The sequence below is a fragment of the Hymenobacter humi genome, from assembly GCF_042665855.1.
GTDB classification, from domain to species: Bacteria; Bacteroidota; Bacteroidia; order Cytophagales; family Hymenobacteraceae; genus Hymenobacter; species Hymenobacter humi.
Genome location: NZ_JBHTEK010000001.1, coordinates 3,384,758 through 3,409,798 on the forward strand (window position 1 = coordinate 3,384,758; position 25,041 = coordinate 3,409,798).

The 25,041-nt window shown below is 61.3% G+C and carries 29 protein-coding genes, 1 tRNA gene and 1 pseudogene; 10 read left to right on the plus strand and 21 right to left on the minus strand.

All coding sequences use genetic code 11. From position 1 onward, the window contains the following. Positions 1–48 precede the first annotated feature (48 nt). Positions 49–1,476 (minus strand): MFS transporter, encoded by a 1,428-nt coding sequence (locus ACFQT0_RS18905; protein WP_380204705.1) that lies wholly within the window; start codon positions 1,474–1,476, stop codon positions 49–51. A 381-nt stretch (positions 1,477–1,857) separates the two neighbouring features. Here ACFQT0_RS18905 and ACFQT0_RS18910 point away from each other — a divergent pair, with 381 nt between their 5' ends. After that, on the plus strand, positions 1,858–2,091 hold the full coding sequence (locus ACFQT0_RS18910) for a hypothetical protein (RefSeq protein ID WP_380204706.1): 234 nt from the start codon (positions 1,858–1,860) through the stop codon (positions 2,089–2,091). 65 nt (positions 2,092–2,156) lie between these two features. Here the strand turns inward: ACFQT0_RS18910 and ACFQT0_RS18915 are convergent. The 3 genes from ACFQT0_RS18915 to ACFQT0_RS18925 all read right to left on the minus strand — a co-directional run bounded on the left by ACFQT0_RS18915 (position 2,157) and on the right by ACFQT0_RS18925 (position 3,478). After that, positions 2,157–2,244, minus strand: a tRNA-Ser gene (locus tag ACFQT0_RS18915). A gap of 150 nt (positions 2,245–2,394) precedes the next feature. Next, the gene (locus tag ACFQT0_RS18920; protein ID WP_380204707.1) at positions 2,395–2,967 is read right to left on the minus strand and encodes an asparaginase; all 573 of its coding nucleotides are present in this window, start codon (positions 2,965–2,967) and stop codon (positions 2,395–2,397) included. Then, positions 2,942–3,478 (minus strand): asparaginase, encoded by a 537-nt coding sequence (locus ACFQT0_RS18925; RefSeq protein WP_380204708.1) that lies wholly within the window; start codon positions 3,476–3,478, stop codon positions 2,942–2,944. The genes ACFQT0_RS18920 and ACFQT0_RS18925 overlap by 26 nt, the downstream gene beginning before the upstream one ends. A 331-nt stretch (positions 3,479–3,809) precedes the next feature. Between ACFQT0_RS18925 and ACFQT0_RS18930 the strand changes: the two genes are divergently transcribed. Continuing rightward, the gene (locus ACFQT0_RS18930) at positions 3,810–5,315 is read left to right on the plus strand and encodes a malate:quinone oxidoreductase (RefSeq protein ID WP_380204709.1); all 1,506 of its coding nucleotides are present in this window, start codon (positions 3,810–3,812) and stop codon (positions 5,313–5,315) included. Between the two features lie 273 nt (positions 5,316–5,588). Here ACFQT0_RS18930 and ACFQT0_RS18935 read toward each other — a convergent pair whose 3' ends face one another. Together ACFQT0_RS18935 and ACFQT0_RS18940 are read right to left on the minus strand one after the other, a co-directional pair. After that, complete coding sequence (locus ACFQT0_RS18935; protein ID WP_380204710.1) at positions 5,589–6,122, minus strand: SDR family oxidoreductase; 534 nt, start codon at positions 6,120–6,122, stop codon at positions 5,589–5,591. Next, on the minus strand, positions 6,089–6,325 hold the full coding sequence (locus tag ACFQT0_RS18940) for an SDR family NAD(P)-dependent oxidoreductase (protein WP_380204711.1): 237 nt from the start codon (positions 6,323–6,325) through the stop codon (positions 6,089–6,091). Before ACFQT0_RS18940 ends, ACFQT0_RS18935 begins: the two co-directional genes overlap by 34 nt. A 132-nt stretch (positions 6,326–6,457) precedes the next feature. On the opposite strand from ACFQT0_RS18940, the gene ACFQT0_RS18945 reads away from it, so the two are divergent. After that, a complete protein-coding gene (locus tag ACFQT0_RS18945; protein ID WP_380204712.1) occupies positions 6,458–7,012 on the plus strand; it encodes a GNAT family N-acetyltransferase in 555 nt (184 codons plus the stop codon). Between the two features lie 130 nt (positions 7,013–7,142). Continuing rightward, the gene (locus ACFQT0_RS18950) at positions 7,143–7,889 is read left to right on the plus strand and encodes a hypothetical protein (RefSeq protein ID WP_380204713.1); all 747 of its coding nucleotides are present in this window, start codon (positions 7,143–7,145) and stop codon (positions 7,887–7,889) included. Here ACFQT0_RS18950 and ACFQT0_RS18955 read toward each other — a convergent pair. Both ACFQT0_RS18955 and ACFQT0_RS18960 read right to left on the minus strand, forming a co-directional pair. Beyond that, positions 7,882–8,669: pseudogene (locus ACFQT0_RS18955) on the minus strand (arylamine N-acetyltransferase family protein). The gene ACFQT0_RS18950 and the pseudogene ACFQT0_RS18955 overlap by 8 nt on opposite strands. 143 nt (positions 8,670–8,812) lie before the next feature. Then, entirely contained in the window at positions 8,813–9,577 is a 765-nt protein-coding gene (locus tag ACFQT0_RS18960; RefSeq protein WP_380204714.1) for an SDR family NAD(P)-dependent oxidoreductase, read from the minus strand. A gap of 93 nt (positions 9,578–9,670) precedes the next feature. Here ACFQT0_RS18960 and pncA point away from each other — a divergent pair, with 93 nt between their 5' ends. Next, positions 9,671–10,294 (plus strand): bifunctional nicotinamidase/pyrazinamidase, encoded by a 624-nt coding sequence (gene pncA, locus ACFQT0_RS18965; protein ID WP_380204715.1) that lies wholly within the window; start codon positions 9,671–9,673, stop codon positions 10,292–10,294. A gap of 26 nt (positions 10,295–10,320) precedes the next feature. On the opposite strand, the gene ACFQT0_RS18970 is transcribed toward pncA, so the two are convergent. Next, positions 10,321–11,070, minus strand: coding sequence for an IS5 family transposase (locus ACFQT0_RS18970; protein ID WP_380200245.1), 750 nt, complete (start codon positions 11,068–11,070; stop codon positions 10,321–10,323). Positions 11,071–11,158: 88 nt separating this feature from the next. Here ACFQT0_RS18970 and ACFQT0_RS18975 point away from each other — a divergent pair, with 88 nt between their 5' ends. Continuing rightward, positions 11,159–12,001: an ion transporter gene (locus tag ACFQT0_RS18975; protein WP_380204716.1), complete on the plus strand. Its 843-nt coding sequence runs from the start codon at positions 11,159–11,161 to the stop codon at positions 11,999–12,001. A gap of 38 nt (positions 12,002–12,039) precedes the next feature. Then, entirely contained in the window at positions 12,040–12,372 is a 333-nt protein-coding gene (locus tag ACFQT0_RS18980; protein WP_380204717.1) for a hypothetical protein, read from the plus strand. 8 nt (positions 12,373–12,380) lie between these two features. Here the strand turns inward: ACFQT0_RS18980 and ACFQT0_RS18990 are convergent, their stop codons facing one another. From ACFQT0_RS18990 to ACFQT0_RS19040, 11 genes are all read right to left on the minus strand, one after another. Further along, positions 12,381–13,328, minus strand: coding sequence for an arginine deiminase-related protein (locus ACFQT0_RS18990; RefSeq protein WP_449272074.1), 948 nt, complete (start codon positions 13,326–13,328; stop codon positions 12,381–12,383). Positions 13,329–13,344: 16 nt separating this feature from the next. Beyond that, entirely contained in the window at positions 13,345–14,145 is an 801-nt protein-coding gene (locus ACFQT0_RS18995) for a class I SAM-dependent methyltransferase (RefSeq protein WP_380204718.1), read from the minus strand. Between the two features lie 46 nt (positions 14,146–14,191). Next, positions 14,192–14,938: a phosphatase PAP2 family protein gene (locus ACFQT0_RS19000; RefSeq protein WP_380204719.1), complete on the minus strand. Its 747-nt coding sequence runs from the start codon at positions 14,936–14,938 to the stop codon at positions 14,192–14,194. Between the two features lie 277 nt (positions 14,939–15,215). After that, positions 15,216–15,890 (minus strand): phosphoribosyltransferase, encoded by a 675-nt coding sequence (locus tag ACFQT0_RS19005; RefSeq protein ID WP_380204720.1) that lies wholly within the window; start codon positions 15,888–15,890, stop codon positions 15,216–15,218. A 12-nt stretch (positions 15,891–15,902) separates the two neighbouring features. After that, complete coding sequence (locus ACFQT0_RS19010) at positions 15,903–16,565, minus strand: dienelactone hydrolase family protein (protein WP_380204721.1); 663 nt, start codon at positions 16,563–16,565, stop codon at positions 15,903–15,905. Positions 16,566–17,069: 504 nt separating this feature from the next. Beyond that, entirely contained in the window at positions 17,070–17,924 is an 855-nt protein-coding gene (locus ACFQT0_RS19015) for a hypothetical protein (RefSeq protein WP_380204722.1), read from the minus strand. Between the two features lie 373 nt (positions 17,925–18,297). Next, on the minus strand, positions 18,298–19,533 hold the full coding sequence (locus ACFQT0_RS19020; RefSeq protein ID WP_380204723.1) for a hypothetical protein: 1,236 nt from the start codon (positions 19,531–19,533) through the stop codon (positions 18,298–18,300). Positions 19,534–19,685: 152 nt separating this feature from the next. After that, positions 19,686–20,879 (minus strand): urocanate hydratase, encoded by a 1,194-nt coding sequence (gene hutU / locus ACFQT0_RS19025; protein ID WP_380204724.1) that lies wholly within the window; start codon positions 20,877–20,879, stop codon positions 19,686–19,688. Continuing rightward, positions 20,797–21,099 (minus strand): hypothetical protein, encoded by a 303-nt coding sequence (locus ACFQT0_RS19030; protein WP_380204725.1) that lies wholly within the window; start codon positions 21,097–21,099, stop codon positions 20,797–20,799. The genes hutU and ACFQT0_RS19030 overlap by 83 nt, the downstream gene beginning before the upstream one ends. Next, positions 21,099–21,347 (minus strand): hypothetical protein, encoded by a 249-nt coding sequence (locus tag ACFQT0_RS19035; RefSeq protein WP_380204726.1) that lies wholly within the window; start codon positions 21,345–21,347, stop codon positions 21,099–21,101. Before ACFQT0_RS19035 ends, ACFQT0_RS19030 begins: the two co-directional genes overlap by 1 nt. Before the next feature lie 134 nt (positions 21,348–21,481). Next, complete coding sequence (locus tag ACFQT0_RS19040) at positions 21,482–22,192, minus strand: DUF4328 domain-containing protein (RefSeq protein WP_380204727.1); 711 nt, start codon at positions 22,190–22,192, stop codon at positions 21,482–21,484. A gap of 221 nt (positions 22,193–22,413) precedes the next feature. Between ACFQT0_RS19040 and ACFQT0_RS19045 the strand changes: the two genes are divergently transcribed. Continuing rightward, entirely contained in the window at positions 22,414–22,611 is a 198-nt protein-coding gene (locus ACFQT0_RS19045; protein ID WP_380204728.1) for a hypothetical protein, read from the plus strand. 205 nt (positions 22,612–22,816) lie between these two features. Here the strand turns inward: ACFQT0_RS19045 and ACFQT0_RS19050 are convergent, their stop codons facing one another. Then, a complete protein-coding gene (locus ACFQT0_RS19050) occupies positions 22,817–23,581 on the minus strand; it encodes a DUF4097 family beta strand repeat-containing protein (RefSeq protein WP_380204729.1) in 765 nt (254 codons plus the stop codon). A gap of 484 nt (positions 23,582–24,065) precedes the next feature. On the opposite strand from ACFQT0_RS19050, the gene ACFQT0_RS19055 reads away from it, so the two are divergent. Together ACFQT0_RS19055 and ACFQT0_RS19060 are read left to right on the plus strand one after the other, a co-directional pair. Next, entirely contained in the window at positions 24,066–24,497 is a 432-nt protein-coding gene (locus ACFQT0_RS19055; RefSeq protein WP_380204730.1) for an MBL fold metallo-hydrolase, read from the plus strand. After that, positions 24,452–25,039 (plus strand): MBL fold metallo-hydrolase, encoded by a 588-nt coding sequence (locus ACFQT0_RS19060; protein ID WP_380204731.1) that lies wholly within the window; start codon positions 24,452–24,454, stop codon positions 25,037–25,039. Before ACFQT0_RS19055 ends, ACFQT0_RS19060 begins: the two co-directional genes overlap by 46 nt. The last annotated feature ends 2 nt before the right edge of the window (positions 25,040–25,041 follow it).

Genomic DNA, 25,041 nt, shown 5'->3' on the forward strand with positions numbered 1-25,041 from the left:
GTACTGAAAAGTTGGGCTAAGCGCCGCGAAGTATGCAAAAGACAACGGCTAGCGGGACATGGGCGCGCCCATTTCGGCGGCAGCCGAGGCGGGCGGCGGGCCGGGCAGCACAATGGGCCCCAGGGAGTCTTCGCGCAGCTTTTTGCCGCGGAGCTGCAGCAGGAAATACAGGCCCAGGATGAAGAACACAATCAGGGCCAGCAGGCTGTAGCGCATCGAGCCCATGATTTGGTTGATGATGCCGAACGTGGCCGTGCCGATGACGATGCTCAGCTTCTCGGTCACGTCGAAAAAGCTGAAAAAGGCGGCCGAGTTGGGCGTGTTTTCGGGAATGATTTTGGAGTAGGTGCTGCGGCTCAGGCTCTGGATGGCGCCCATGGTGAGGCCAATGACGGCCGCCAGCGCGTAGAAGCTCCAGCCGGCCTGCACGTAGTAGCCGGCGATGCAAATCAGCATCCAGATGAACACCGACCAGCTCAGGGCCCGCGTGTTGCCGATGCGCTCGGAGAGCTTGGCAAACAGGTAAGCGCCCGCAATGGCCACCACCTGCAGCAGCAGAATGGTGAGAATGAGTGCGCCCGATTCGAGGTGCAGCTCGTCGGTGCCGAAGAGCGTGGCCACGTACATCACCGTTTGCACGCCCATGTTGTAGGTGAAGTAGGCGAGCAGGAATTTCTTGACGTTGGGCAGCTGCTTGAGCTGGTCCCACACCTTGCCCAACTCGTGGAAGCCGTTGAGCAGCCAGCCGCCCTGAGCCGCGGGCGCATCGGCGGGGCGGCCGCGGTCGGGCGGCAGCGTGGCAAAGGGAATCTGGGCGAAGCCGGCCCACCAGATGCCCGTGAGCAGGAATGAAAGCTGCGCGGCGCGCTCGGCCGTGATACCCACCTTCTCGTGAAACTGATTAATAACCAAGCAGGTAACCAGCAGAATTACCGAGCCGATGTAGCCCATCGAGAAGCCTTTGGCCGAGAGCGAATCGAACTTTTCTTCCGAGCTGATTTCGGGCAGGTAGGAATTGTAGAACACGATGCTGCCCGAAAAGCCCACCGTAGCTGCCACGAAAACAAACGTGGACATAGTAAGCGTGGCCGGCGAGAAGAAGAACAGCCCCGCACAGGAGATGGCCCCGATGTAGCAGAAGATTTGCAGAAACAGCTTCTTGCGGCCCGAAAAGTCAGCCAGCGACGTCAGAAACGGACTCACGATGGCAATGAGCAGGAACGAGGCCGAGATGGCGTAGTTCAGCAGCGACGAGCCGGGCACCTTCATCCCCAGGAAATCGACCGGGCTCTGGCCGCTGTCGGTGTGCGTAATCTGCTTGATGACGCTGGACCAGTAAATCGGGAAAATTGAGCTGGTAATCACCAGCGGGTACACCGAGTTGGCCCAGTCGTAAAACGTCCAGCCGGTGGTGATGCGCTTGTTATCTTTTTCGACGGCGCCGGGAGCAGCAGTCAGCATTGGGGACGGAGCCATAAGGAAAGGGCACGGGTTGGTGCAGATTTGCTGGGCAAGGTAATGGGTTTTCAGCGCTTACGCGGCGTAGTAGCGTTGCGGTAATCTTGCCTGAAGCAGGGAGATTTATGCTAAACAGAAGCTGCAAAGGGGCCGGCTCAACTTATCTTTGCTCAACAATAAGTTGTATTTATTTCTGCATATGTTGCGTTCTTTGCTCGTTCTGATGGGGTTGGGTTTGTCCACCTCCGCTTTTGCCCAAACCGGAAACCCGGTCATCGACAGTCCCGCGGCCTACCGCCAGCAGGGCCTGCACAGCCCCGAACACGCGCGCCTGGTGCGCGAGCCTGCTGCGCTACGAGCCTGCGCAACATCCGCAGCCTGGTTACCAGCAAGCTGCAGGTGCAGCCCACGGGCTACAGCTTCACGTTTACCAACCGTGCGACCCTGGCCGAAATCACCGAAGGGCGCTACGCCGTGAACTACTACAACGCCGAGGGCAAGGTGATTGAAACCGCCAAAGGCCGCTTTGCGGGCCTGGCCCCGGGGGCCAGCCGCAACCAGTCGGTCACGTTCCCGCGCCCGCCCGACACGGCCCGCACCGAAGTCACGGTTACTGAAGTAGTGGCCGAATAAGCAAAATTGAGCCAGTTATCAGCCCAATAAAAAAGCCCGTTTCCTATATGGAAACGGGCTTTTTGTTGAGGGGATGGGATTCGAACCCACGATGACCTTTTGAGCCATACACACTTTCCAGGCGTGCTCCTTCGACCACTCGGACACCCCTCAAGGATGGTGGTTGGTGGGGCAAAGATAGGGCGGGAAGGGCAGTTAGCAGTGAGCAGTGAGCAGTTATCAGTGAAAAATATGCCCTGTGCTTTTTGGCTCAACGTCTGCGTCACCCCTTGCTCACTGTTAACTGCTCACTGATAACTGTTTTTACGGCGTGATTTCGCCGCGCAGGTCCTGCGAGAGCAGCTGCCGGGTGCGCTCCTCCCCCAGCCCCAGGCCCAGCACAAACATGAGCTTGGTCACGGCGGCTTCGGTCGTGATGTCGTCGCCGCCCACAATGCCGAGCTCCGTGAAATGCGCGCTGGTTTCGTACTTGCCCTGCACCACCCGGCCTTCTTCGCACTGGCTCACGTTGAGCAGCCACACGCCGCGGGCGCGGGCGTTGGCCAGGCATTTCAGAAACCACGGCGCCGTGGGCGCATTGCCCGAGCCGTAGGTTTCGAGCACGCAGCCCCGCAGCCCCGCCACGCCCAGAATGGCGCTCACCACGGCCTCCGTAATGCCCGGAAACAGGCGCAGCACGGCCACGCCGGTTTCCAGGTTGGTGTGCACTTTCAGGTGGGCGCCAGGCAGCAGGCGGATGCTTTTGTCGTCGAACTCGAGGCCGATGCCGGCCCGGGCCAGCGGCGGGTAGTTTTCGCTTTTGAACGCCGCAAACTGCTGGCTCTCTACCTTTTGGCCCGCGTGCCGCGAATCAGCACGTCGTTGAAAAACACGCACACCTCGGGCACGCGCACGGTGTGGGCGCGGGGTGGCGCGCCGCCGCAATTTCGAGGGCCGTGATGAGGTTGCGCTGGGCGTCGGAGCGGTTGGCGCCCACCGGCACCTGGGCGCCGGTAAACACCACGGGCTTGCCCAGGTGCTCGAGCACGTAGCTCAACGCCGCCGCCGAGTACGCCATGGTGTCGGTGCCGTGCAGCACCACAAAGCCATCGAAATCGGCGTAGTGCCGACCGATGATTTGAGCCAGAAAAAGCCAGTCGGCGGGCGTGACGTTGCTGCTGTCGATGGGCGCGGGCAGGCTGAGCAGCGACAGCTGAAACGGCAGCCGCGCCAGCTCCGGCATCTTGCGGTCGAGGCGGCCAAACTGCATGGGCACCAGCTCGCCGTTGCGGTTTACGGCCATGCCCACCGTGCCCCCGGTGTAGATGATGAGCAGCCGCGGCGCCGCGGTATTGTCCGGTTCGGCGCGGGTGGGCAGGGGCAGCAGGGGCAAATCGAGGTCGGGCATGGGAGCAAAGAAAGAACAAAAACTCCCCTCCTTTTTAAGGAGGGGACGCTGGCGCGGAGCGGCAGGGGGTGGTTGCACTCGTTGAACCGAAGGTCGGCGTAGCCAACGATACCCTAACGACTAACGGCTAAACAGCGCAGTAACCGTCGTTTGGATGTCGTTCAACAAGTGCAACCACCCCGTCCGAGCCTTCGGCTCGAACATCCCCTCCTTAGCTAAGGAGGGGAGCTTGACGTTGGGTGCTGCAAGGTAGCGGTTGGTTTTTTCGCCAACAAACAGCCCTTGGCGGTTGTGCTTCGTATTGCTTGCGGCCTTCCTACTTTCCTTTCCTATGCCCTTCCCGGAACAAGACCCTGCCAAACCCGTCACCGATGTCATTGTCATTGGCGCGGGCATCATGAGTGCCACGCTCGGCGTGCTGCTCAAAGCCCTGGACCCCAACATCACCATCGCCGGCTACGAGCGTCTCGACACCGTGGCCGCCGAAAGCTCCGACGCCTGGAACAACGCCGGCACCGGCCACTCGGCCTTCTGCGAGCTCAACTACACGCCCGAGCGGCCCGACGGCTCCATCGACATCAGCAAGGCCGATAAAATTGCCGAGCAGTTTGAGGTCAGCAAGCAGTTCTGGGCCAGCCTGGTGCTGGAAGGGCAATTGCCCGAGCCGGCGGACTTTATCCGCACCATCCCGCACATGAGCTTTGTGTGGGGCGCGGCCAACGTGGAGTACCTGCGCAAGCGCCACGCCGCGCTGCTGGGCTCGCCCCTGTTCCAGGGCATGGAATTCAGCGACGACCCCGCCCAGGTGGCGGCCTGGATTCCGCTGGTGATGGAAGGCCGCGACCCCGCCGTGCCGGTGGCGGCCACGCGCATGGCCATCGGCACCGACGTGAATTTTGGCTCCCTTACCCGCTGCCTGTCCAACTACCTGAAAAAACTGCCCGGCATCAATTTCAACCTGGGCCACGAAGTCGAGGATTTCCGCCAGAAAGACGACGGCATCTGGCGGCTGAAAGTGCGCAACCTGGCCACCGACGAAAGCCGGATTGTGCGGGCGCGGTTTGTGTTCATCGGGGCCGGCGGCGGCTCGCTGCCGCTGCTCGAAAAGTCGGGCATCCCGGAGGCCAACGGCTTCGGCGGCTTCCCCGTGAGCGGGCAGTGGCTGAAGTGCCGCAACCCCGCCGTGATTGCCCGGCACGAGGCCAAGGTGTACGGCAAGCCGGCCGTGGGCTCGCCGCCCATGTCGATGCCGCACCTCGATTCCCGCCAGATTAGCGGCAAAAAAGAGCTGCTCTTTGGACCGTATGCTGGCTTCAGCACCAAGTTTTTGAAGAAGGGTTCGTACACCGATTTGTTCCGCTCCATTGAGCTGGGCAACATCCGGCCGCTGCTCTACGCCGGCGCCCGCAACCTCGGCCTGACCAAATACCTCATCGGGCAGGTGCTGCAGTCGCCGGAAGAGCGCACCGCCGCCCTGCGCGAGTACTACCCCAATGCCAACCCCGACGACTGGCAGCTGGAAGTGGCCGGCCAGCGCGTGCAGGTCATCAAAAAAGACAAGAAGAAAGGTGGCGTACTGGAGTTCGGCACTGAGATGGTGACGGCAGCCGATGGCTCCATTGCCGCCTTGCTGGGGGCCTCGCCCGGCGCGAGCACGGCCGTGGCCATCATGCTCGATTTGGTGCAAAAGTGTTTTCCCGAGCGGGCCGCTTCCCCCGAGTGGCAAGCCCGCTTCCGGGAGCTGGTGCCCTCCTTCGGCCAGCACCTGGCGGATGATGCCGCCCTGACGGCCCAGGTGCGCGAGCGCAGCCGCCAGGCGCTGAAGTTGGAAAATTGAACCGGTGATAAAAGGCCGTCATGCTGAGCGAAGCGAGGCATCTCGCTCGCTGAAACCTCACCCCCGGCCCCTCTCCAAAAGAGAGGGGTGCCATTCGTTACCAAGCAAAAAGCCCGGCTCAAGTGAGCCGGGCCTTTTTGCTTTTATTAATTGAGCTACCCCTTGTGCCGTGGCTCCCCTCTCTTTTGGAGAGGGGCCGGGGGTGAGGTTCCATCGGGCAAGACGCTTTGACAAGCACAGCATGACGTTCTTGTTTAGCTAAGGTCCACTCTCCTAGCGCTTATTCATCAGCCGGAACCGCTCGTCCAGTTCGGCGCGGGAAGCCAGGCGGGCCTGCTCCGAGGTGCCGTAGCCTACCTCCTGCTCGCCCGCGGCCAGGCGAGCCATGACGGAATCGGCAAAGTCATCGACCGGCACGCCGAAGGTGTGCAGGCCCACGCCGCCCAGGTCGGTGTTCACCGCCGGCGGCACAATCTCGAGCACTTCGATGCCCGTGGGCGCCGCCTGGTGGCGGAGCGAAAGCGTGAAGGAATGCAGCGCCGCCTTGGTAGCGCTGTAGATGGGCGCAAACGCGGCCGGCGCAAACGAGAGGCCGGAAGTCACGTTGATAATGGCCGAGTGGGGCTGCTGCCGCAGGTGCGGAATCAGGAGCGTGGCCAGGTGCATGGGCGCTTCCACGTTGATGACGATTTCCTGGCGGCGGCTTTCCCAGTCCTCGGCATCGTCGGCCAGCTGCAGGCGGTTTTGGATGCCGGCGTTGTTCACCAGCACGTTCAGGTGGGGAAATTCGACCGTGGCCCAACGCACCACTCAATTCGCTCCGAGGCATTGGCTACGTCGCACACGCGGATGCGCAGGCCGGGGTGTTGGGCCTGAGCCTCGGCTAGCTTGTCGGCGCGACGGCCGCAGATAATTACTTCGCTACCGGCCTGCAAAAAGCGCGCGGCCAGGGCCAGCCCAATGCCGGAAGCACCGCCGGTAAGCAAAACGGTATTGTTGGATAAGTTCATGAAAGGAAAGGACAGGTGGAAAAAGTAAGCAGTTAACAAGCCCGCGGGCCCGATGGTTGAACCAAGAGCCCCGGGCGTGCCTTAACTTTCGAGCTTATTCATAGGTTGGCTTTTTGCAGATTCGCGTTTTTTATGATTACACTTGAACCCTTCGGCCCCGCCGATTTCAGCCAACTAATGGACTGGGTAAACGAAGAACGGCTGATGAAAGAATGGAGCGGCTCCATGTTCTCGTTTCCGCTCACCGAGTCGGGCCTGGCGTGGTACGTGGAAGGCTCCAACGACATGAAAGACCCGAACGTGTTTGTTTACAAAGCGGTAGACTCGAAAACGGGCATCACGGTGGGCCACATCTCCTTGGGCGGCATCAGCCTGCGCGACCGCGCCGGGCGCATCACGCGGGTGCTGGTGGGCAACACCACCGAGCGCCGGCGGGGCATCTGCCAAGGCATGGTGAAGGCTCTGCTGCGCATCGGATTTGAAGACTTAAAACTACACCGCATCAGCCTGGGCGTGTACGACTTCAACCAGGCCGCCATCAAATGCTACCTCAAAGCCGGCTTCCAGCAGGAAGGCGTGCTGCGCGACGTGGTGAAGCACGGCGATGACTACTGGACCCTCATCGAGATGGGCATTCTGGAAGACGAGTGGCGCGCACTGCAAAAGAGCACGGAGGCGTCGGCTTAGCTCAACTTCCGGTTTCGGGCCGGCTTTATTCAGCTTTTGGAGAAATTTCATGAGCAGAGGTGAATGCGTTTCAATTTGAAAAAGAAGCTATATTCACCGTGATTATCACCTTTCCACGTTTCTTTTCGCGATGAATCTCCGTCAACTTTCGCTGCTGGGCCTGCTGCTAGCCGGCGCTGCTCCCAGCCACGCCCAGATAGCCAACCTGGGCCAGGAAGGAACTGCCGCGCAGGCCAACCTGGCGGCGTTGGCAGCGGGAGCCCCGGCTGTCGTGCCGCGAGGCAGCAGCTATGGCCTGATTGGGTCGCCGTACGTTGACAACCGCTGGCTGCCGGCCCGGATTACGCTGAATAATAAGATTCCCCTGGCGGCCGTGCCCCTGAAGTACGACGTGCTGGAACAACGCCTGCTGATGCGCACGGTGGAGCGCCCCAACGATTCTTTGCAGCTGGACGACCGCCGCGTGGTGCAGTTTGTGCTGCTGGAGCCGGGCTTTGCGCAGGGCCTGGGCCGGCAGCGCACGTTTCGGCGCTTCGAAGAAGCTCCTCTGGCCAAAAACCGCCCCGACTACGTGGAAGTGCTGCACGAGGGCCGCTACACCCTGCTCAAGCACTACGTGAAGTCCCTGAAGAAAGCCGACTTCCAGGGCGCCTACAGCAGTGACCGCCGCTACGACGAGATTGAAGACAAAACCGTGTACTACCTGCGCACGCCGGAAGCCCAGCTGCTGCCCGTAAAACTGAGCCTCAGGCCCCTGCAGGCCGCCGCGCCGGCCCTGGCCGCCGCTCTAAAAGCTGCCGCCAGCAAGCAAAACCCCAAAACCGAAGCTGACTGGGCCGCCATCCTGAACGCCGCCGACCCCGCCCCGGCTAAATAGGCAGCGGCGCGGGCAGCCGAAGTCCAAAATGGCTTTCCAACGCCTGCTCGAGTTCCGCGGCATCAACTAAAGTGGTGGCGCTGACGCTGCCATCGGGCCGCCTGATTTTTAGCTCCTTATCCACCAAGCTCACCCGGAAATCGGGCGCGGCGAGGGTGGTGATGCGCTGCTTGCGAAAGGGCGAATCGGGCGACTGGGAGTAGTAGAAGTTCATCATCTGGAAGTCGCTGGGCTGGGCCTCGTCCAGGGTGAAGGTGTAGAGGCTTTGCCACGCGCCCTGCATATGCAGCTGCAGGTGGTAGTTGTGGTTGGGGGCGGCCTGCAGGCGGTAGGTGTCGAAGAACTGCCGGTGCTCGGGGCCCGCCACCAGCGGAATTGGCTCAACGAGGCCGTTGGTGCCAAAGCCCAGGTCGATCAGCCACGGCTGCCCGGCTACCTCCACCAGCAGCACCTGGTGCGCGCGGGGCCGCAGCGGGGCCCGGCCAGCAGGTTGCGCCCCACCAGGCACGTCACCGCAAAGCCCAGCTGCTGCAGCACCAGCCGAAACAGGCCGTTGAGTTCGTAGCAGTAGCCGCCGCGCTGCTCGTGCACCAGCTTCTGCTCCAGGCTGGCCGGGTCGAGGCCGATGGGCCGGTTGAGATGAATGTCGAGGTTCTCGAAGGGGATGCTGAACGCCTGGGCCCGGTGCAGCCCCACGAGGGTTTCGAGCGAGTGCGTGAGGGGGCCCTCGTAGCCCACCCGGGCGGTGTAGGCGGCAAGGTCAACGGCGGAGCTGGGCATGGGCAGGCAAAGACGGCGGGAGGAATTGAAGCCCTAATTACGCCAAAAAGGACGTTTCGGTGAGCTGCTCGCTCAGCTTCCAGAGCTGGCGGGCATGGTCGGCGGTGTTGAAAGGGTGCTTCACGGGCTCGGCTTTCTTCTTGTCAAAAAAGCCCCCGCTGATGGCGGCTACCTCGGGCGCCGAGGCCAGAAAAATGCTCGTTTCCGCCCCTTTCTCCACCGAAATCATAAATGGGCGCGCCAGCCTGCGTGAGCTTGCCCAGCCAGCCCCCGGCGCTGTCGCCGAAGCTGGTGGCCACCACGCCCGGGTGCAGGGCATTGGTCGTAACGTTGCCAATGCCGTGGGCCCGCAGGCGGCGCGCCAGCTCCTGCGTGAACATGATGTTGTAGAGCTTGGTGTTGCCGTACACTCGCGCCGCGCTGTAGCTGCGTTCCGATTGAATATCAGCCAGATTAGGCTTGGCGTACTTGTAGGCCATCGACGCGAGGTTGACGACGCGGGCCGCGGGCTGGCGCGCAGCTTCTCCAGCAGCAGGGCCGTGAGCAGAAAGGGGCCCAGGTGGTTGGTGGCCAGCCCCAGGCTCGTGGCCGTCGACGGAAAGCTGGCGCTGGGCGCCAAAAATCAGCCCCGCGTTGTTCACCAGCACGTCGAGCCGCGGGTAGCGGGCGTGGAACTCGGCCGCGGCCCGGCGCACCTTCCCGAGGTCGGCCAGGTCGGCCAGCAGCACGTCGACTCGGTCGTGCCCGGCTGCGGCCTGAATTTCGCGCCGGGCGGCTTCGGCTTTTTCGGCGTTGCGGGCCAGCAGCACCACGTGGGCGCCCATGCGGGCCAGCGCCGTGGCCGTGACTTTGCCAATGCCGGACGTAGGCCCGGTAACGAGGACAATCTGATTCTGAAGCTGGGGCATGAGGAGGAATGTTGGAGGAATAATGGGTAGCTGCGTAGACGTAACCCCCGGCACTATGCTTGGTTTGCCCTACTTCTGCTCGACCTTTCCCGAATGAATGCCCTGTTGCTCATCGATATTCAAAACGATTTTGTGCCCGGCGGCCGGCTGGCCGTGCCCGATGGTGACGCCATCATCCCGCTGGTCAATGCCTTGCAGCCGCAGTTTGACCTGGTGGTGGCCTCCCAGGACTGGCACCCGGCCGGCCACCACAGCTTTGCCAGCAGCCACGCCGACCGGTCTGCCTGCGACCAGATTGAGCTGCACGGCTTGCCCCAGACGCTCTGGCCCGACCACTGCCTGCAGGAAACGCCCGGCGCCAGCCTGCACCCCGACCTGGAAACGCACCGCGTCGAAGCCATTTTCCGCAAGGGCACTGCCCCCGAAATCGACTCGTACAGCGCCTTTCACGACAACGGCCACCGCAAAGCCACCGGCCTGGCCGACTACCTGCGCGGCCGCGGCATCACGGAGGTGTACCTGGCCGGCCTGGCCGGCGACTACTGCGTGTATTTTTCGGCCCTGGATTCGCTAGCCGAGGGCTTTGCCACCACCCTCATCACCGACGCCACCCGGCCCATCAGCGCCGACGGGTTCCGGGCCGCGCTCGCCGATTTGCAAAGCAAGGGCGCCCGCCTGCTCGAAAGCCCCGCCCTGCTCGCCCCGCAGGAGGCGTAGCCCGGCGCACTAGGGTGTGTGGACAATTAGAGCAACCAGACGAGAGTAGCGGCGCAATGCGCGAAAGCGAGAAAGGAGGCGCCCGTTTTTTCATAGCGCGTGGCCAGGCGTCGGTACTGCTTGAGGCGGTTGAAGAAGCGCTCGACTTTGTTGCGGTCAGCGTAGAGGTTGCGGTCCAGCACCCGCGCCACGCGCCGGCTGCGCTTGCTGGGCACGACGAGGGCCGCGCCGGTTTGGGCGCAGCCGGCCACGAGGGCATCGGTGTCGTAGGCCTTGTCGGCCAGCACGGCCCCCACCGCCAATCCGGCCAGCAAGTCCGCGGCCACGGTGCAATCGGCCTGCTGTCCAGGCGTCAACCGCAAGCGCAGCGGGTTGCCCAGCGCGTCTACGACGACGTGGAGCTTGCTGGTGAACCCGCCGCGCGAACGGCCCAGCGCTTCGGCTAGGGCACTGCTTTTTTGCCCCGCGGCGTGCTGGTGGGCCCGCACGCTGGTGGAATCGAGCATGGCCCAGTCCAGGTCCGGGTCTTGTACGGCCTCGAATACGCGTTGCCAGACGCCTTTCTGCGCCCAGCGGCGGAAGCGGCGGTACGTGGAGTTCCACGGCCCGAACCGCTCGGGCAAATCGCGCCACGGCGCGCCGCTGCGGGCAATCCAGAGCACGGCGTTTAAAAACAAGCGGTTGTCTGCCGCCGAGCGGCCGGCATCGCCGGCTTTGCCCGGCAACAGGGGCGCTAATCGCGCCCAATCGGCATCTTTGAGTTCATAGCGTCGCACCACCCAAAGGTCGGCGATTGTCCACACACCCTAGCCCATTCCCAGGCCGCCTGCGTAAGAAGAGGGGATTTAAATACCCGGATAATCTATGGAAGCTCGCCCCCGCGATACGGCTCCGCAGTGGAAGCGCAATGCCTACAGCGTCATTTTCGAGGCGGATACCCGCGCCGGGCGGATGTTCGACGTCGTGCTGCTGATAGCCATTATACTGAGCGTGGGCGCCGTAATGCTCGATAGCGTGCACACCATTAATGCGCGGTACGGGCAGGTGCTGCGGGCGTTCGAATGGTTTTTTACCGTGGTGTTTGTCATCGAGTACTTGGCCCGGCTGGTGGTGGTGCGCCGGCCCTTGGCCTACGCCTTCAGCTGGTTGGGTATTATTGATTTTCTGTCCAGCGTGCCGACTTTGGCGGCCCTGGCCTTCACGGGCAGCCACTCGCTGGTGGCCATCCGCACGCTGCGGCTGCTACGCATCTTCCGGATTTTCAAGTTGGGCCAGTTTGTGGGCGAGGGCGAATTCATTGTGAATGCCCTCAAGGCCAGCCGCTTCAAAATCATGGTGTTTCTCACGGCCGTGCTCATGCTCACCGTGGTGGTGGGCACGCTGATGTACGTGGTCGAAGGCGGGCAAAACGGCTTCACTAGCATTCCTAAGAGCGTGTATTGGGCCATTGTCACGGTCACGACGGTGGGCTACGGCGACATCTCGCCCGTCTCGGTACTGGGCCAGACGCTGGCCTCGGCGCTCATGATTCTGGGCTACGCCATCATCGCGGTGCCCACGGGCATTGTTTCAGCCCAAATGGTCGCGGGGCCCCTGGGCGCGAAGGCGACCCCGGCTCCTTTCAAGCAGGTGATTTGCCACGTGTGCCAGGCCACCGAGCACCGGCCCGACGCTGAGTTTTGCTGGCGCTGCGGCGAAAAGCTGTAGCCGCAAGCCCGGCCCCGCGGCTCCCTTAGCTTTGCGACATGCTCCACCGCCTCGCCTCTCTGCTCTGCGCCGCGCTGCTGCTCGCCAGCTGCCAGCAAACCCGCTCCGCCGCCGATGCTTCGGGCCAGACTACCTCACCGCCCCCGGCCGCCGCGCTCACGGCGGCCGATGCCCGCACGGCCGTCGGCCGCTACCTGCAAAGCCAGCCCAACGCCGATTTGTACGTGCTCGACTCGGCCCGCGTGAACGACAACGACGCCAGTTGGCAGGTGCTGGTGCCCCGCACCGACTGGGCGCAGCGCATGCCCAATCGCGCCCGGTTTGAGGTCGACAAAGCCACGGGCACGGTAAGCAGCGCCCCCGTTAAGTAAGCCCCAGCTCAATTTCTAGAACCCCTTTCTACTGCACAGCGGCTGGCAAAAATACCTCGGCCAGCATGCAGCGGGCGCTGCCGCCCCCAATGGTTTCGATGGTGGTAATAGCCAGCGGCAGCAGCTCGCAGTAGCGCTCCAGCGTATGCTTCTGGGCCGCAGTCAGGGCCGTACAGGCGCTTTGCGACATCACCAGCAGGCTCGCGGCCGGTAGTCGGCTGCAGGGTAAGCATGTTGCCGCAAAAGTGCGCGACTTGAGCCAGCGAGATGTCTACTATTTCGTGGCCTGTGGCCGTGAGCGACGCCACCACCGCAGCCTGCTCGGCGGCATCGGCAATGCTTTCCAGGGACACCACGGCAAAGCCGGCGCCCACGCACATCATCACATTGGTGTGGTAGATGGCGTGGCCCGCCGCGTCCTGGGCCCGAAACGCGACCGGCTGGTAGCCCAACCGGGCGGCCACTTCGGCCAGTAGGCCGGCATCGGTGCGGGGCGAGAGGCCGGCGTAGGCTACGCAGTGCTCGTGGTCGAAAATAATGCTGCCGGTGCCTTCCAGGAACCTTCCCTCCTGCTCGTGAGCCGATAAATCGAGCACCTCCGTCACGTTAAACTGCGCTTGGAAGGCCGCCACGATGTCGCGCCGGCGCTCGGGGCGGCGGTTGGGGGCGCACAAAGGGTACAGAATGGCGGTGCCGTCGGCGTGCAAACTCACCCAGTTGTTGGGAAACACGGCGTCGGGCTTGGCGGGGGCGGCCGTGTCGTCGAACACCAGCACCTGCACGCCGTGGGCCCGCAGCGAAGCCACCGCGGCATCAAACTCGGCAAAGGCCCGGGCCTGCACCTGCGCCTCCTGCAGCCCGGCAATGGCCTGCTGAAAGTGGTTGGAAACGGCCGTTTCCTCATTGAAGGAAAACCGCGCCGGGCGGACCATAAATACGGTACTGGCTGACTGCATGCACGAAAGTAAGCGGCTAAGGGCGGGTTGCCACCACCGAAAACACCAGGGGCACGCCATCGCCCAGCGCCCCAATCCGGAACGTGCCGTCGCCCACGGGCTGGGCGTGCGGCGGCACAAAGTCGTAGGGAGAAAAGTCGTATTCCTGAAAATCATCCAGCCGCAGCCCCTGGCCCAGCAAGCTGCCGATGACCTCGCTCAGGGCGTGGTTCCAGGTAACGGACTGGTGCGTGAGCGCGGCGGTGCGGTCGGCGTAGGTGCCCACCTCGGTTTCGACGATGGGCGCGCGCCGGAAGTAGCTGTACTGCAAGCGCGTGAAATCGTCGCTGTACATCCACACCACGGGGTGAAACTCGGCCAGTACCAGCCGGCCGCCGGGCCGCAGGTAGCGGGCCACCAGCCCGGCCCAGGCCGTGAGGTCGGGCAGCCACGTCAGCACGCCGTAGCTGGTGAACACCACATCGAATTGGGCATCGGGCAGGTACGCGGGCAGCCGTGCACGTCGCAGCAAATGAACTCGGCCGCCACGCCCAGGCTCGGCGCTGAGGCGGCGCGCGGCGGCAATGGCTTCTTCCGAAAAATCGACGCCCGTTACCCAGGCTCCCATCCGCGCGAGCGACAAGGTGTCTTGCCCAAAGTGGCACTGCAGGTGCAGGATACGCAGCCCGGCCACATCGCCCAGCAAATTCAGCTCAATATTTTTCAGCGACGAGGCCCCGGCTTTGAAGGCCTCCACGGCGTAAAAATCCGAGGCCAGGTGGTGGCGCGTGCGGGCATTCCACAGCTCCCGGTTCAGGGCGGCATGGGCAGGATTCATGAAGCAAAACCGATGGGTACACGCGGAATATTCCGGCCGTCGAATATCAGCACAATCCTGCCTTCGCCAACAAGTGACGGCCGCACAAGCCCGTGGCCGGGCTCGGGCTACAGGCGCTTGGTGAGCAGCAGGCCGCTGTAGGCAAAGCCGTTCGCGTTGAGCCCCTGCATGGGCAGCAGCGAAAGGCCCCGCCCCCGCTGGTTTTGTGCAGTTGCGGCACCAGGACGCCGATGCTGCTGCCCACGACATAGCCCAGCAGGTTGTCGGTGAGAAAGTGCTTGCCCGCCTCGATGCGGTAATAAGCCACGGCGGCTGGCACGACGGCAGCCGCTCCCCAGATGAAGGGTTGGGCCGGCGAGTCGGGGTTGAAATCGTGGAAGACTTTGGCGGCAAAAAACGTGGCCGTGGCGGTGTGGGCCGTGTGGCCGGCAAAAAACGAGTTGGTGGCAATCTTGCCGGTGCGGGCGCTGCCACCCTCCGTGCCGTAGAGGTAGGGCCGGTTGCGCGACACGGTGCCCACGCTCATCGTGAACAGGGCATCGGTGGCGAGCATGGTTTCCAGGTATAGGGCCGCTACCTGGCCGTAGCGGCCGCGCGCGGCGGGGTTGAGGGCCAGCAGGCCCGGCGCAATCAATAGAGTGGGGTAGCACAGCAGGTCGCTGGTGAGCTGGGCACTTTCGCTGTACTTGCCCGCCACAAAGCGGTCTATTTTGGGCACGTCGTTGCGGTCGAGCGCCGCCAGCTCATCGTCGCTCAGGCCGCTTTTTTGCTGCACCAGGTACAAGCCCGTCACGCTTAAAACCGTCAGGCCGGTGGTAATGGCGCCGTCCTTGAACAGGCTGGTGTGGTAAGGCGACGGCGCCTGTTGGGCAGTGGCCGCGGGAGCTGGGGCCAGAAACAGGGTTCCGGAAAGAATGAGAGAGAAAAAAGCTTCATAGGAACGCAGAAAAGGTGGTACCGGTAACCGCCGGCCTTGTGCGAGCCGGCAGTGCCGTATTGTACGAAAACGACACCCCAACGGCTCAACCCGCCCTTCCCACTACCGGCCTCGCCCGCCGATTCCCGGCTCCCTACTCTTTCATGCGGCCGCCGTGGTTTACGGCACCGCTGGCGTGGTAAACGGTGGCCGCGTTTTCGCGCAGCAGCCGAATGACTTCTTCGTCGTCTACCTGACTGAATTCCTGGTAGAATTGGCCCACGGCCGCAAAATCGGGAGGCAGCAGCGGGCACACAAACTCATCGACGAGCGGGCCCAGGCGGCGTTGAGCGTGCGGGGGTGCCACGGGCACTGCCACCACCAGCCGGGCCGGCTGGCTTTTGCGAATGGCCTGCACCAAACTCAGGATGGTGTTGCCGGTGGCAATGCCGTCGTCGACCAGGATGACCGTTTTGCCTTTGAGCGGGGTGGGCGGCTGCCCGCCCATGAACGCGCGAAAGTTGTCGCGCAGCTTGGCCTGAATGCGCGCCACCTGCTCCTGAATGTACTCGGCCGGCACGGTAGCGGCGGCCCGCTCGTCCACGGCCACGCTGTCGAGCGACACCGCGCCAATGGCAAATTCGCTGTTGCCGGGATGGCCTATTTTCTTGGAAAGCGCGACCTCCAGCGGAAAGCCGAGGTGCTGGGCAATGACGTAGCCAATGGGCACGCCGCCCCGCGGAATGGCCAGCACAATGCCGTCTTCGCCCCGGTATTTTTCGAGGTATTGGGCCAGGCGCAGGGCGGCATCGTGGCGGTTCCGGAACATGGCGCGGGCGGGCTAGGAGGCCGTTTGGGGGATGGGCTGCAGGTACCGGCTAAACCAGGCGGCGGCCAGGTCGGCGGCCTGCTGGAGGGTGCCGGTTTCCTCAAACAGGTGGGTGGCGCCGGGCACCACGGCCAAGTACTTGGTACACGTCATCGCGTCCATGGCCTGGCGGTTGAGGGCCAGCACCTCGGCATCGAGCCCGCCCACGATGAGCAGCGTGGCCGCCTGCACGTGCGAGAGGCCCGGGCCGGTGAGGTCGGGCCGGCCGCCGCGCGATACCACGGCCAGCACGCGCTCGGGCCGGCGGGCCGCCGCGCCCAGCGCCGAGGCCGCGCCGGTGCTGGCCCCAAAGTAGCCAAAGGTGAGGCCGGAAGCCCGCGGCAGAGTGTCGAGGTAATCGGTGGCCGCCACCAGCCGGTCGGTCAGCAGCGGAATATCAAACCGGTTGGCATACTCGGCGTCTTCCTCGGGAGTCAGCAGGTCGAACAGGAAAGTGCCGATGCTGTGCTCGTGCAGCACTTCGGCCACGTAGGTATTGCGAGAGCTGAGCCGGCTGCTGCCGCTGCCGTGCGAGAAAATCACCAGCGTCCGCGCGCCGCTTGGAATAATGAGCTCTCCGGTCAGGCGGGCCCCCGCTACGGGCACCTCCACCAGCTTGTGGCAGTCACAGGTCATAATGTGGGCAGTTTCGGGACTTTACTACGCTTGAGCCCGGCCGCCGGCGTGTGCAACGCCGGGCCCCGGCATTTCATAAATATAACAAATATTATTATCACTTATGCCGCAAGCACCCGCTAAGCTGAGCGGTACTTTATTGCATTGACAAGGTCAAAAACAGGGTTCCATATACCCTGTGCACTGCGGTCATACTTGCACTTAATTGAGCTAACTACTGGCTCTCGCGCACTAAATCACTGGCAGGCAGCGGGACCGGACCGGCACCGCCGCGCTGCCGTTTTGCACCGCTGCGTACTTGCCCCATCCCAGCGCGGGCACTACGGAGCAGAGCTCAACAAACACGCAAATTCAGGACTTCAAGGCTCTTTTCGTTGGGCCAAACGGTACGAAAACCTGGCCCCGCTGCCTGCTGCGTGGCCATGGCACCGCCCTCCGGGTCGTTATTTTGCCTGCCCAAGTGGCTTTGCTGCCATGCTGCACCGGGAGCCCCAGCAAATTGAGCTAAATGCCCAGCGCATCTTTTCGCATCCAGCCGGTGGTTGTCACTTTTTCCCAGTTGGTGAACGTGACGTACACGGCATCGCCGCGCGTTTCCCCGAGCCGCACTTTGTCGCCGCGCACGCAGTGGGCCTTGCGGGGCGTGCTGAGGTCGGGCGAGTCGTAGAAGTACGAGCGCGCCGCCTGCACCACGGCCGTTTGGCCGCTGCGGGAGGGCGCAGCCCGCTCCACGGGGGCGCTTTTCGCAGCGGGGGCCGCCGTACTGTAGTCGTTGGGCACGGCGGGTGGGGCTGCAGGACGAGGCTTGGGGGTCCGGACCACCCGGGGCGCGGGGCTTTCCGAGAGCCGCTTGAGCTCCTGGGACTTGAGCCACCCCGTACTGCGGGTGCCGTCGGGGTTTACAAAACCGGATTTTACGAAGCCGTTCAACTCGCCCTCGCCGTAGAATACGTCGCCCCGGCGCAGGTATTTGCCGTTGGGGGTCGACTGCTGGGGCGCGTCGAAGAAATAAGCCGTTCCTACTATCACCTGGTAGCGGCGGCCCTGCCCGGGCTGCTGGCCTACGGGCTCGGCCACGGCAGTCTCTTTTGGGGCTGCTGGTTCTGCAGGTTTAGCGGATTCCTTGCTGCTGGCCGGGGATGGGTCCACAATCAATTCCGAATCCGGGCTACGAGCCTCGTCATCTGAGGGAGCCATGAGCAGGCCCAGCCCGGCCCCGCCCAGCAGCCCAACCGCCACGATGATGATGGCCGTTTTTGCCTTGCTGCTCAACCCGCGCCGGGGAGTGCTGCCCCGCAAACCGGGGCCTTTGCCTCCGCGCAGAGGCGGGTACGTTTTTGCTTGGTTTTGCTGGCTCATCGTTGTTGCAGTTCGGGATAATGCCCGGCCTGCTTTACGACGTGGGGGTAGCGTAGTTTCGGGGGTGACAAGCTAGCATCATGGAAACGGCATTCGCAGCCAACGTCATCTCGAGACAAGTGTAGCCCAACTGGAGCAATTTTAGCGCAGCGTATCTCGTGCTCACCCTTAGGGCGAGGCTGCGCCTCGCAATAGAACGGCTTGCCCGACCGCCCTAGTCGCGCGGTGTTGCCTTGCCGCAGCGCGTCAGTGGAGGCGCAGCCTCCACATCAAGTTTGGTCGCGAGTTACGCTGCGCTAATCTCGCGCCAGTTGGGAAAAAGCTCAATAATAGCTTGGGTTAGACTGTGCTAAACTCAAGCTATTATTGAGCATTATCCACGACTAACCACCTCCCGTTTCAAGTGCTCCGGAAGTCTGTTGTACCATCTAATAGCCTGAGAAGCGGCCTTTTTCATAAATACATTTAATTGAACAATATCTTTAGAAGGGCATTCACTCCCATTTACATCAAAATTTGATTTTGAATGAACAACTTGATTTCTAGTTGCATAAATAGCTCTAGCAACCATATTTATAGCTGTTTGAAGTTTTAGTAAGTCTAAAGACGAGTCAATCTTATTTACTTTAATTTCTTTTTTAACTCGTTGTATAATTGACTCTGGAAGCATATTAAATAAACCGACAAAATCGAAACACTTATCGAATGTTGCTCTTACTAGGTCTTCGTCCCTAAATTTATTACTATAAGTTTTACCTATTTCAAATATTGAATTTATATAATCACCATCAACCTGTTGGTATCTGTATAAATCAAGTTTTTTCCTCAACAACTCATTTGCCTCGATATTGACCACTATAGGTGCAAAATATTCAAGGACTTTATAAAAATTAAGCAACTTTAGGTCGGGCTCATCAATTTGAACAGCGGATATAAATACACTCATTACAGCATTATACACTTCAATACCTTTCAGGCCATTTACTTTAGCCTTTTCCATTTGCGCTTCCCACTCATTTATATCACCGAATGGAAATTGGATTTCAGCAAATGACACAGCTACATTACAACTATCTGCAACTTCGAATAAGTAAGACGTAATCAGTGCTTCTTCGTCCTGGTCACTCAGCACATTTTGGGCATTGCCATAATCAACTTCAAGTACTATATATGGTGACATAACGCCCCAATGCGTATCAAAAGCACCTAATTTTGTTGCAGTTAAACCAATAAAGAATGAGTCTTCAATAATATCTAAAGTCGTACCATTAGGAAGTATAACCTTTAAGTCATGATAGTATCTAATAGCATGTTCTTGGTCATGGTCCCTAACTGAAACCACCTGACATGTTCTCCGAATAGTTTTTACTCTTCCATTATTAATAATTTTTAGACTTGGCAACTCGTCCATTATATCTAAAACATAGCTCACATCTATTGGGCGAGAATCATTTTCGCCTGGAAAACAAAAATGCATGACATCAAAGTCATCAAAATCTTCACTCTCCCCTTCGAATAATAAGTCCTCGCCGTTTTTCTTAAAATAATCGAAATTTTCAATAAAATACTTTCCAGCACTCTTGATTCTTTCGAGCTTTTCCTTGTTCATTTTCGTTCTTATTCAGAAGGTTATAACCAATTTTTATAATTACTTCAGGCCCGGAATCTTCGCCCCGCGCTCGCGCGCCACGTCCTGAGCCAGGCTCCCCGCATCGGCGTGGCGGAAGATGCCCATGCCGGGGTCGGTGGTGAGCACGCGTTTCAGGCGTTCGGCTTTTTCGGGGTGCCGGTGGCCACTATCACCATGCCGGAGTGGGTGGAGTTGCCGATGCCCACGCCGCCGCCGTTGTGCAGGCTTACCCAGTCGGCGCCGCTGGCGCAGTTGGCCAGGGCATTGAGCAGGGGCCAGTCGGCCACGGCGTCGGAGCCGTCTTTCATGCCTTCGGTTTCGCGGTTGGGCGAGGCCACGGAACCGCAGTCGAGGTGGTCGCGGCCGATGACGATGGGGGCCGATACTTCGCCCCGCGCCACAAGGTCGTTGATGACGAGGCCGAACTTCTCGCGCTCGCCGTAGCCGAGCCAGCACACCCGCGCGGGCAGGCCGATGAAGGGCACTTTGGCCTGAGCCTTCTGAATCCAGCGGGCCAGGAGTTTGTTGTCGGGGAAGGTTTCGAGCAGGGCGCGGTCGATGCGCAGAATATCCTGCGGGTCGCCGCTGAGAGCCGCCCAACGGAACGGCCCTTTACCTTCGCAGAATAGCGGCCGGATGTAGCCGGGCACAAAGCCGGGGTACAGAAACTGGCCGTGCTCGTCACGCACCTGCAGGCCGCCTTTTTCGGCCTGGCCGCGCAGGTTGTTGCCGTAGTCCACGGCGATGGTGCCGCGGCGCTGCATCTCCAGAATGGCCTCTACGTGCTTCACGATTGACTTCAGAGCCTGCTTCTTAAACTCGTCGGGGTTGCTGGCGCGCAGGGCCAGCACCGTGTCTATTTCGCCTTCGGGAATGTAGTCCATCAGGTCGTGGGCCGAGGTTTGGTCGGTCACGATGTCGGCCTGGAAGCTGCGCTCGAGCAACTGGGGCAGCACGGTGGCGGCGTTGCCCGTGAGGCCCACCGACCAGGGCCGGCCCTCGGCTTTGGCCTGCTCGCAGAGCTCCAGGGCGTGGGCGAGGTCGCGGGCCTGCTCGTCTACGTAGCCTTCGCGCACTTTCTGCTTCACCCGCTCGTCAATCGGCTCAATTACGAGGCAGACGCCGTCGTTCATGGTCACGGCCAGGGGCTGGGCCCCGCTCATCCCGCCCAGGCCGGCCGTGACGGTGATGGTGCCGCGCAGGGTGCCACCAAAATGCTGGTCGGCCATAGCGGCAAAGGTTTCATAAGTGCCCTGCAAAATGCCCTGGGTGGCGATGTAAATCCACGAGCCGGCCGTCATCTGGCCGTACATCATCAGGCCCATGCGGTCGAGCCTCGTCGAAGTATTCCTGGGTGCTCCAGGCGGGCACGAGGTTGCTGTTGGCAATGAGCACGCGCGGGGCATGGGACCAGGTTTTGAGTACGCCAACGGCCTTGCCGCTCTGCACGAGCATGGTTTCGTCGGCCTCCAGCTCCTTCAGGGTCTTTACGATGGTTTGGTACTCTTTCCAGTTGCGGGCGGCGCGTCCGGCGCCGCCATACACTATCGCTCGTCGTACACCAGGCTCACGTCCGGGTCGATGTTGTTTTCCAGCATGCGCAGGGCCGCTTCGGCCTCCCAGGTTTTGCAGCGCAGGGTGGTGCCGTGGGCGGCCCGCACGATTTCGGTGGGCTTGAACTCGTGGTACATCGGGCGCTTGCCGTCGGGCTTTGACGGGGCGGCGCCGGTCGCGGTAGAGAGGGAATTGGCTTCGAGGTTGAGCTCAGCGGTTTGGGAAGGAGTGGGTGTCATGAATGGCAGGTGGGTTGGGTGGCGCGGCAAGTTAGGAAAAGGGCAGATAAAGGCGTTCGCGGCCTTCTTCCCTCCTGCCTTTCATTTACCAACCAATCCGTACCGGCCTGTCCATGGGCTTCTTTTTCTGAACTTTACAAAGGGGCTGGGGCTGCCGGCAACTCCTCGGCGTTTTCCGGCTCATCGTTGGCAAACCGGGCCGCCAACCGCTGCTCAAACGGCCGAAATTTCTTCAGCAGGTAAACCGTTGCCAGCGCGTACCAGATATGCAGCACGTCCATGCACAGCAAAAACACCATGTACTCCTGAATCTGCGCGATGGTAGTGGTGCCCTGGGTTGGTGCACTGAGCCCTCGGCTGGCAAAAATGGTGAAGATGCGCAAGGCCCACCACCCTCCTATCACGTTGTCGCTGCGCTCATAGTCATGATAATCATTTGATTGACTGTAGCGCTGGGTGAGATACCAGATGTCTTTCATTACCTGATAAGGGTACCAGAAGCTAATAATGGGGATAAACCAGCCCCAACCGGCGGCTCCTTCCGAATGACGCGGCTCCGGAGATTTATGTAACCGATGCAGGTTTTCGTAGGCCCGATAGGCCCACAGCACCAGTGCAATAAATGCCATTAGCATCAGCACAAGTTGTGTGCTGCCAATGACCTGCTGATACCAGTCGCTGGCCTCGCTCTCCGCGTCCGTCACCTCGATGCCGGCAGCCATTTTTCGGAGCAGAAAGTATTGTGATACTTCCGAAGCCATCGAAATAACCGTGACGCCAACTACTATCCACTGAAAAAGAACGGCGTAGCGGTGCCGTTGGCTATTATCGAGAACTTTGGGCATCGAACGGTGCGTGAAGGCGTAAGTAGCAGCGAAGGTAGCTGCGCCGCCTATCGAAACGGAGCTGCCATCTCCCACGCGTCATCGTAGAAGGCAAGGCAAGTGGCGCTTCGGGCCCGGTTCCTTGGTTTTACTTTATCCCGCAATCATGAGCACCGACTATCAACCCATCGGCTGCCACTTCTACGACGAGCCTGGAAGCGGCCGCCACGCAGCGGCGCCACGTGCACCTGCAGTACTTCAACGACCTGCGCCAGCTCTGCCTGGACTCAGGCGTAATTGCCACGTTTTTCGTGCAGGACAAAGTTGAATACCTGCAGCTGAAATCGGGCGAGGAAATCCGGCTCGACCACATCATCCGCCTCGATGACCAGCCCGCCCCCGGCTATGAAGACTACCCCGATTTCAGCTGCGCCTGCTGAGTTGAGCCAAGTCTCATAGTATGAAATCTCATAGTATGAAAACAGAACGTCATGCTGAGCTTGTCGAAGCATCGCGACCGCTGCACTAAAATCAATTAGTTGTGCGGTCGCGATGCTTCGACAAGCTCAGCATGACGGTATACTTGGAATGAACTTCTACCAGAAACCGTAGTAGAACGTTCTGCCTGCCTAGTGGCATATGCCTTTAGTCGCGGCCCTGCATTACGCTGATGCCGCCGTTGGTCGTCACGGCCTTCACCGGGGCACCGCCTTTGCCGAGGCTGGTAACCAGCTCCTTGCGCATAAAACCGGATTTGGTGACGGGCATGCTCGTGCGAATGGTGCCCATGTTGGTGCTGGTCGATAATTGAGCCGAATAGTCCTGGGGCAGCATCCAGTGAATGCCGCCGTTGGTGGTTTCCACGTCGAGGCCTTTCCCTTCCCACTTCTTGCCTGACAGCGTAATATTCAAGCCGCCGTTCACGGTCTGGCCGGTTACATTGCCGCCCAGGCTAACCAGCGACACGCCGCCGTTGACGGCTTTAAACCGGATGTCGGACTGGAGATTATCGAGGCTGATGCCGCCGTTCACGGTGTTCAGCACCAGGGCGGTTTGGCGGGGCACGAATATTTCGTAGCTGACGCTGTAGTGCTCGTCCTGGCCGGGGGCTGTGGCTTGCAAGCTGTTGTTGGCCGTGCTGATGGTGACTTCTTTCACCCGCTTTTGGGCCTCGGCCTCGGAATTGGCCCAGCTCTGCACCTTGGCGCGGATGCGCACATTCGGGCCCGACCAGCCGTGCACGGCAATGCCGCCGTTGGCCCCGCCGCTAATGGTAAGCGGCTGCCCGGCCGGCGCGGTCATGGTCAGGTCGCGGGTTTCGCAGAAGCGCTTGTTTTCGGAGCTGTTGCGTGACCAGTTGCCTTCGTCACAGCTCATTTTAAATTGGGGCTCGGTGCTGGTCTGGGCCACGGCCGGAAGGGTGACACAAGCGAAGGCGAATGCAGAAAGAAGGGTTTTCATGGGGTTCATAGGGTTGGGTTGAAGAAGGAAATTGAGTCTAAGAAGCGAAAGCGCTTTGGCGACTTATGATTGGATTACCGGCCAATTTGGGATTCGTTACAGGCACATAGTTTTATTTTATTCAGCTCAATACTCAACGGCTGGCGGTGATTTCTTCGCGCCCTCTGTCATGCTGAGCAGAGCGAAGCATCTTATCACGCCTCAACGATTCGTTCAACGGCGACAACATGCTTCGCTCTGCTCAGCATGACAGCCGATTTAAATAGTATTGAGCTAGAGCTGCTTCGGCAATCTCCGCACGACGGAACGGCTCCTCACGCTACTCTATCAGCAGAGTAGCAGCAGCGAAGAGCAGACGCGCAATTCCTTCCCCTTTCTGCTGAAATCGCCGTATGTCTATTTCCTCCTTTCCCAATCTCCAATCCCTTGCCCCATGGATACTCTAGCCGCCGGCGTCACCCAGCTGCGCATTCAGCGCTTTGTCAACGTGTATTTTGTGGAAACCGGCACGCCCGGCGAATGGGTGCTGATTGACACCGGCCTGCCGGGCAGCGCCAAAACCATCATTGCCGCGGCCGACAAGCTATTTTACCCCGGCAGCCACCCCGAAGCCATCCTGCTCACCCACGGCCACCTCGACCATCTGGGCTCGGCCAAAGAGCTGGCCGACCACTGGAACGTGCCCGTTGTTGCCCACCCGCTGGAGCTGCCCTACCTCACCGGCCAGGCGCTGTACCCACCGCGCGACCCCACCGTGGGCGGGTCGCTGGCCTTCATGAGCCGCTTTTTCCGGCTCAGGTCCCCAACCTGGGCGAGCGGGTGCAGGGCCTGGATGTGGACGACCCCTCAACGCCTTACCTCATGAATTGGCGCTGGCTGCACGTGCCGGGCCACGCACCCGGCCGCCTGGCCTTCTTCCGCGAAGCCGACCGCGTCCTCATCGGGGCCGATGCCTTTGCCACCTGCCACCACGACTCGGTGCCGGCCGTGCTGTTGGGCCGGCCCAAAATCAGCCGGGCCGGCACGCCCTTCAACTACGATTGGGAAGCCGCGCGGCGCTCCGTGCAGCTGCTGGCCGGGCTGGAGCCCAAAGCCATTGGCTGCGGCCACGGCCCGGTTATCATAGGTCCTGAAGCCGCCGCGGGCCTGCACGAGGCCAACAACTACCCCGTGCCCGCCCACGGCCGCTACGTGCACGAGGCCGCGCGCACCAATGCCAACGGCGTGGAGCATCTGCCCCTAGCGCCCAAAGACCGACTGCCCATGCAAGCAGCAGTCATTGGAGCCAGTGTGCTGGCGGCAGGGGTCGCGTGGCTGCTCACCGGGGGCCGCCGGCGCAGCCGGAAACCAAGGCCGGCGTCTTACGCTTCGCAAGCGCAGCATTATCGCAGCGGGGTAGGCAGCTAGCC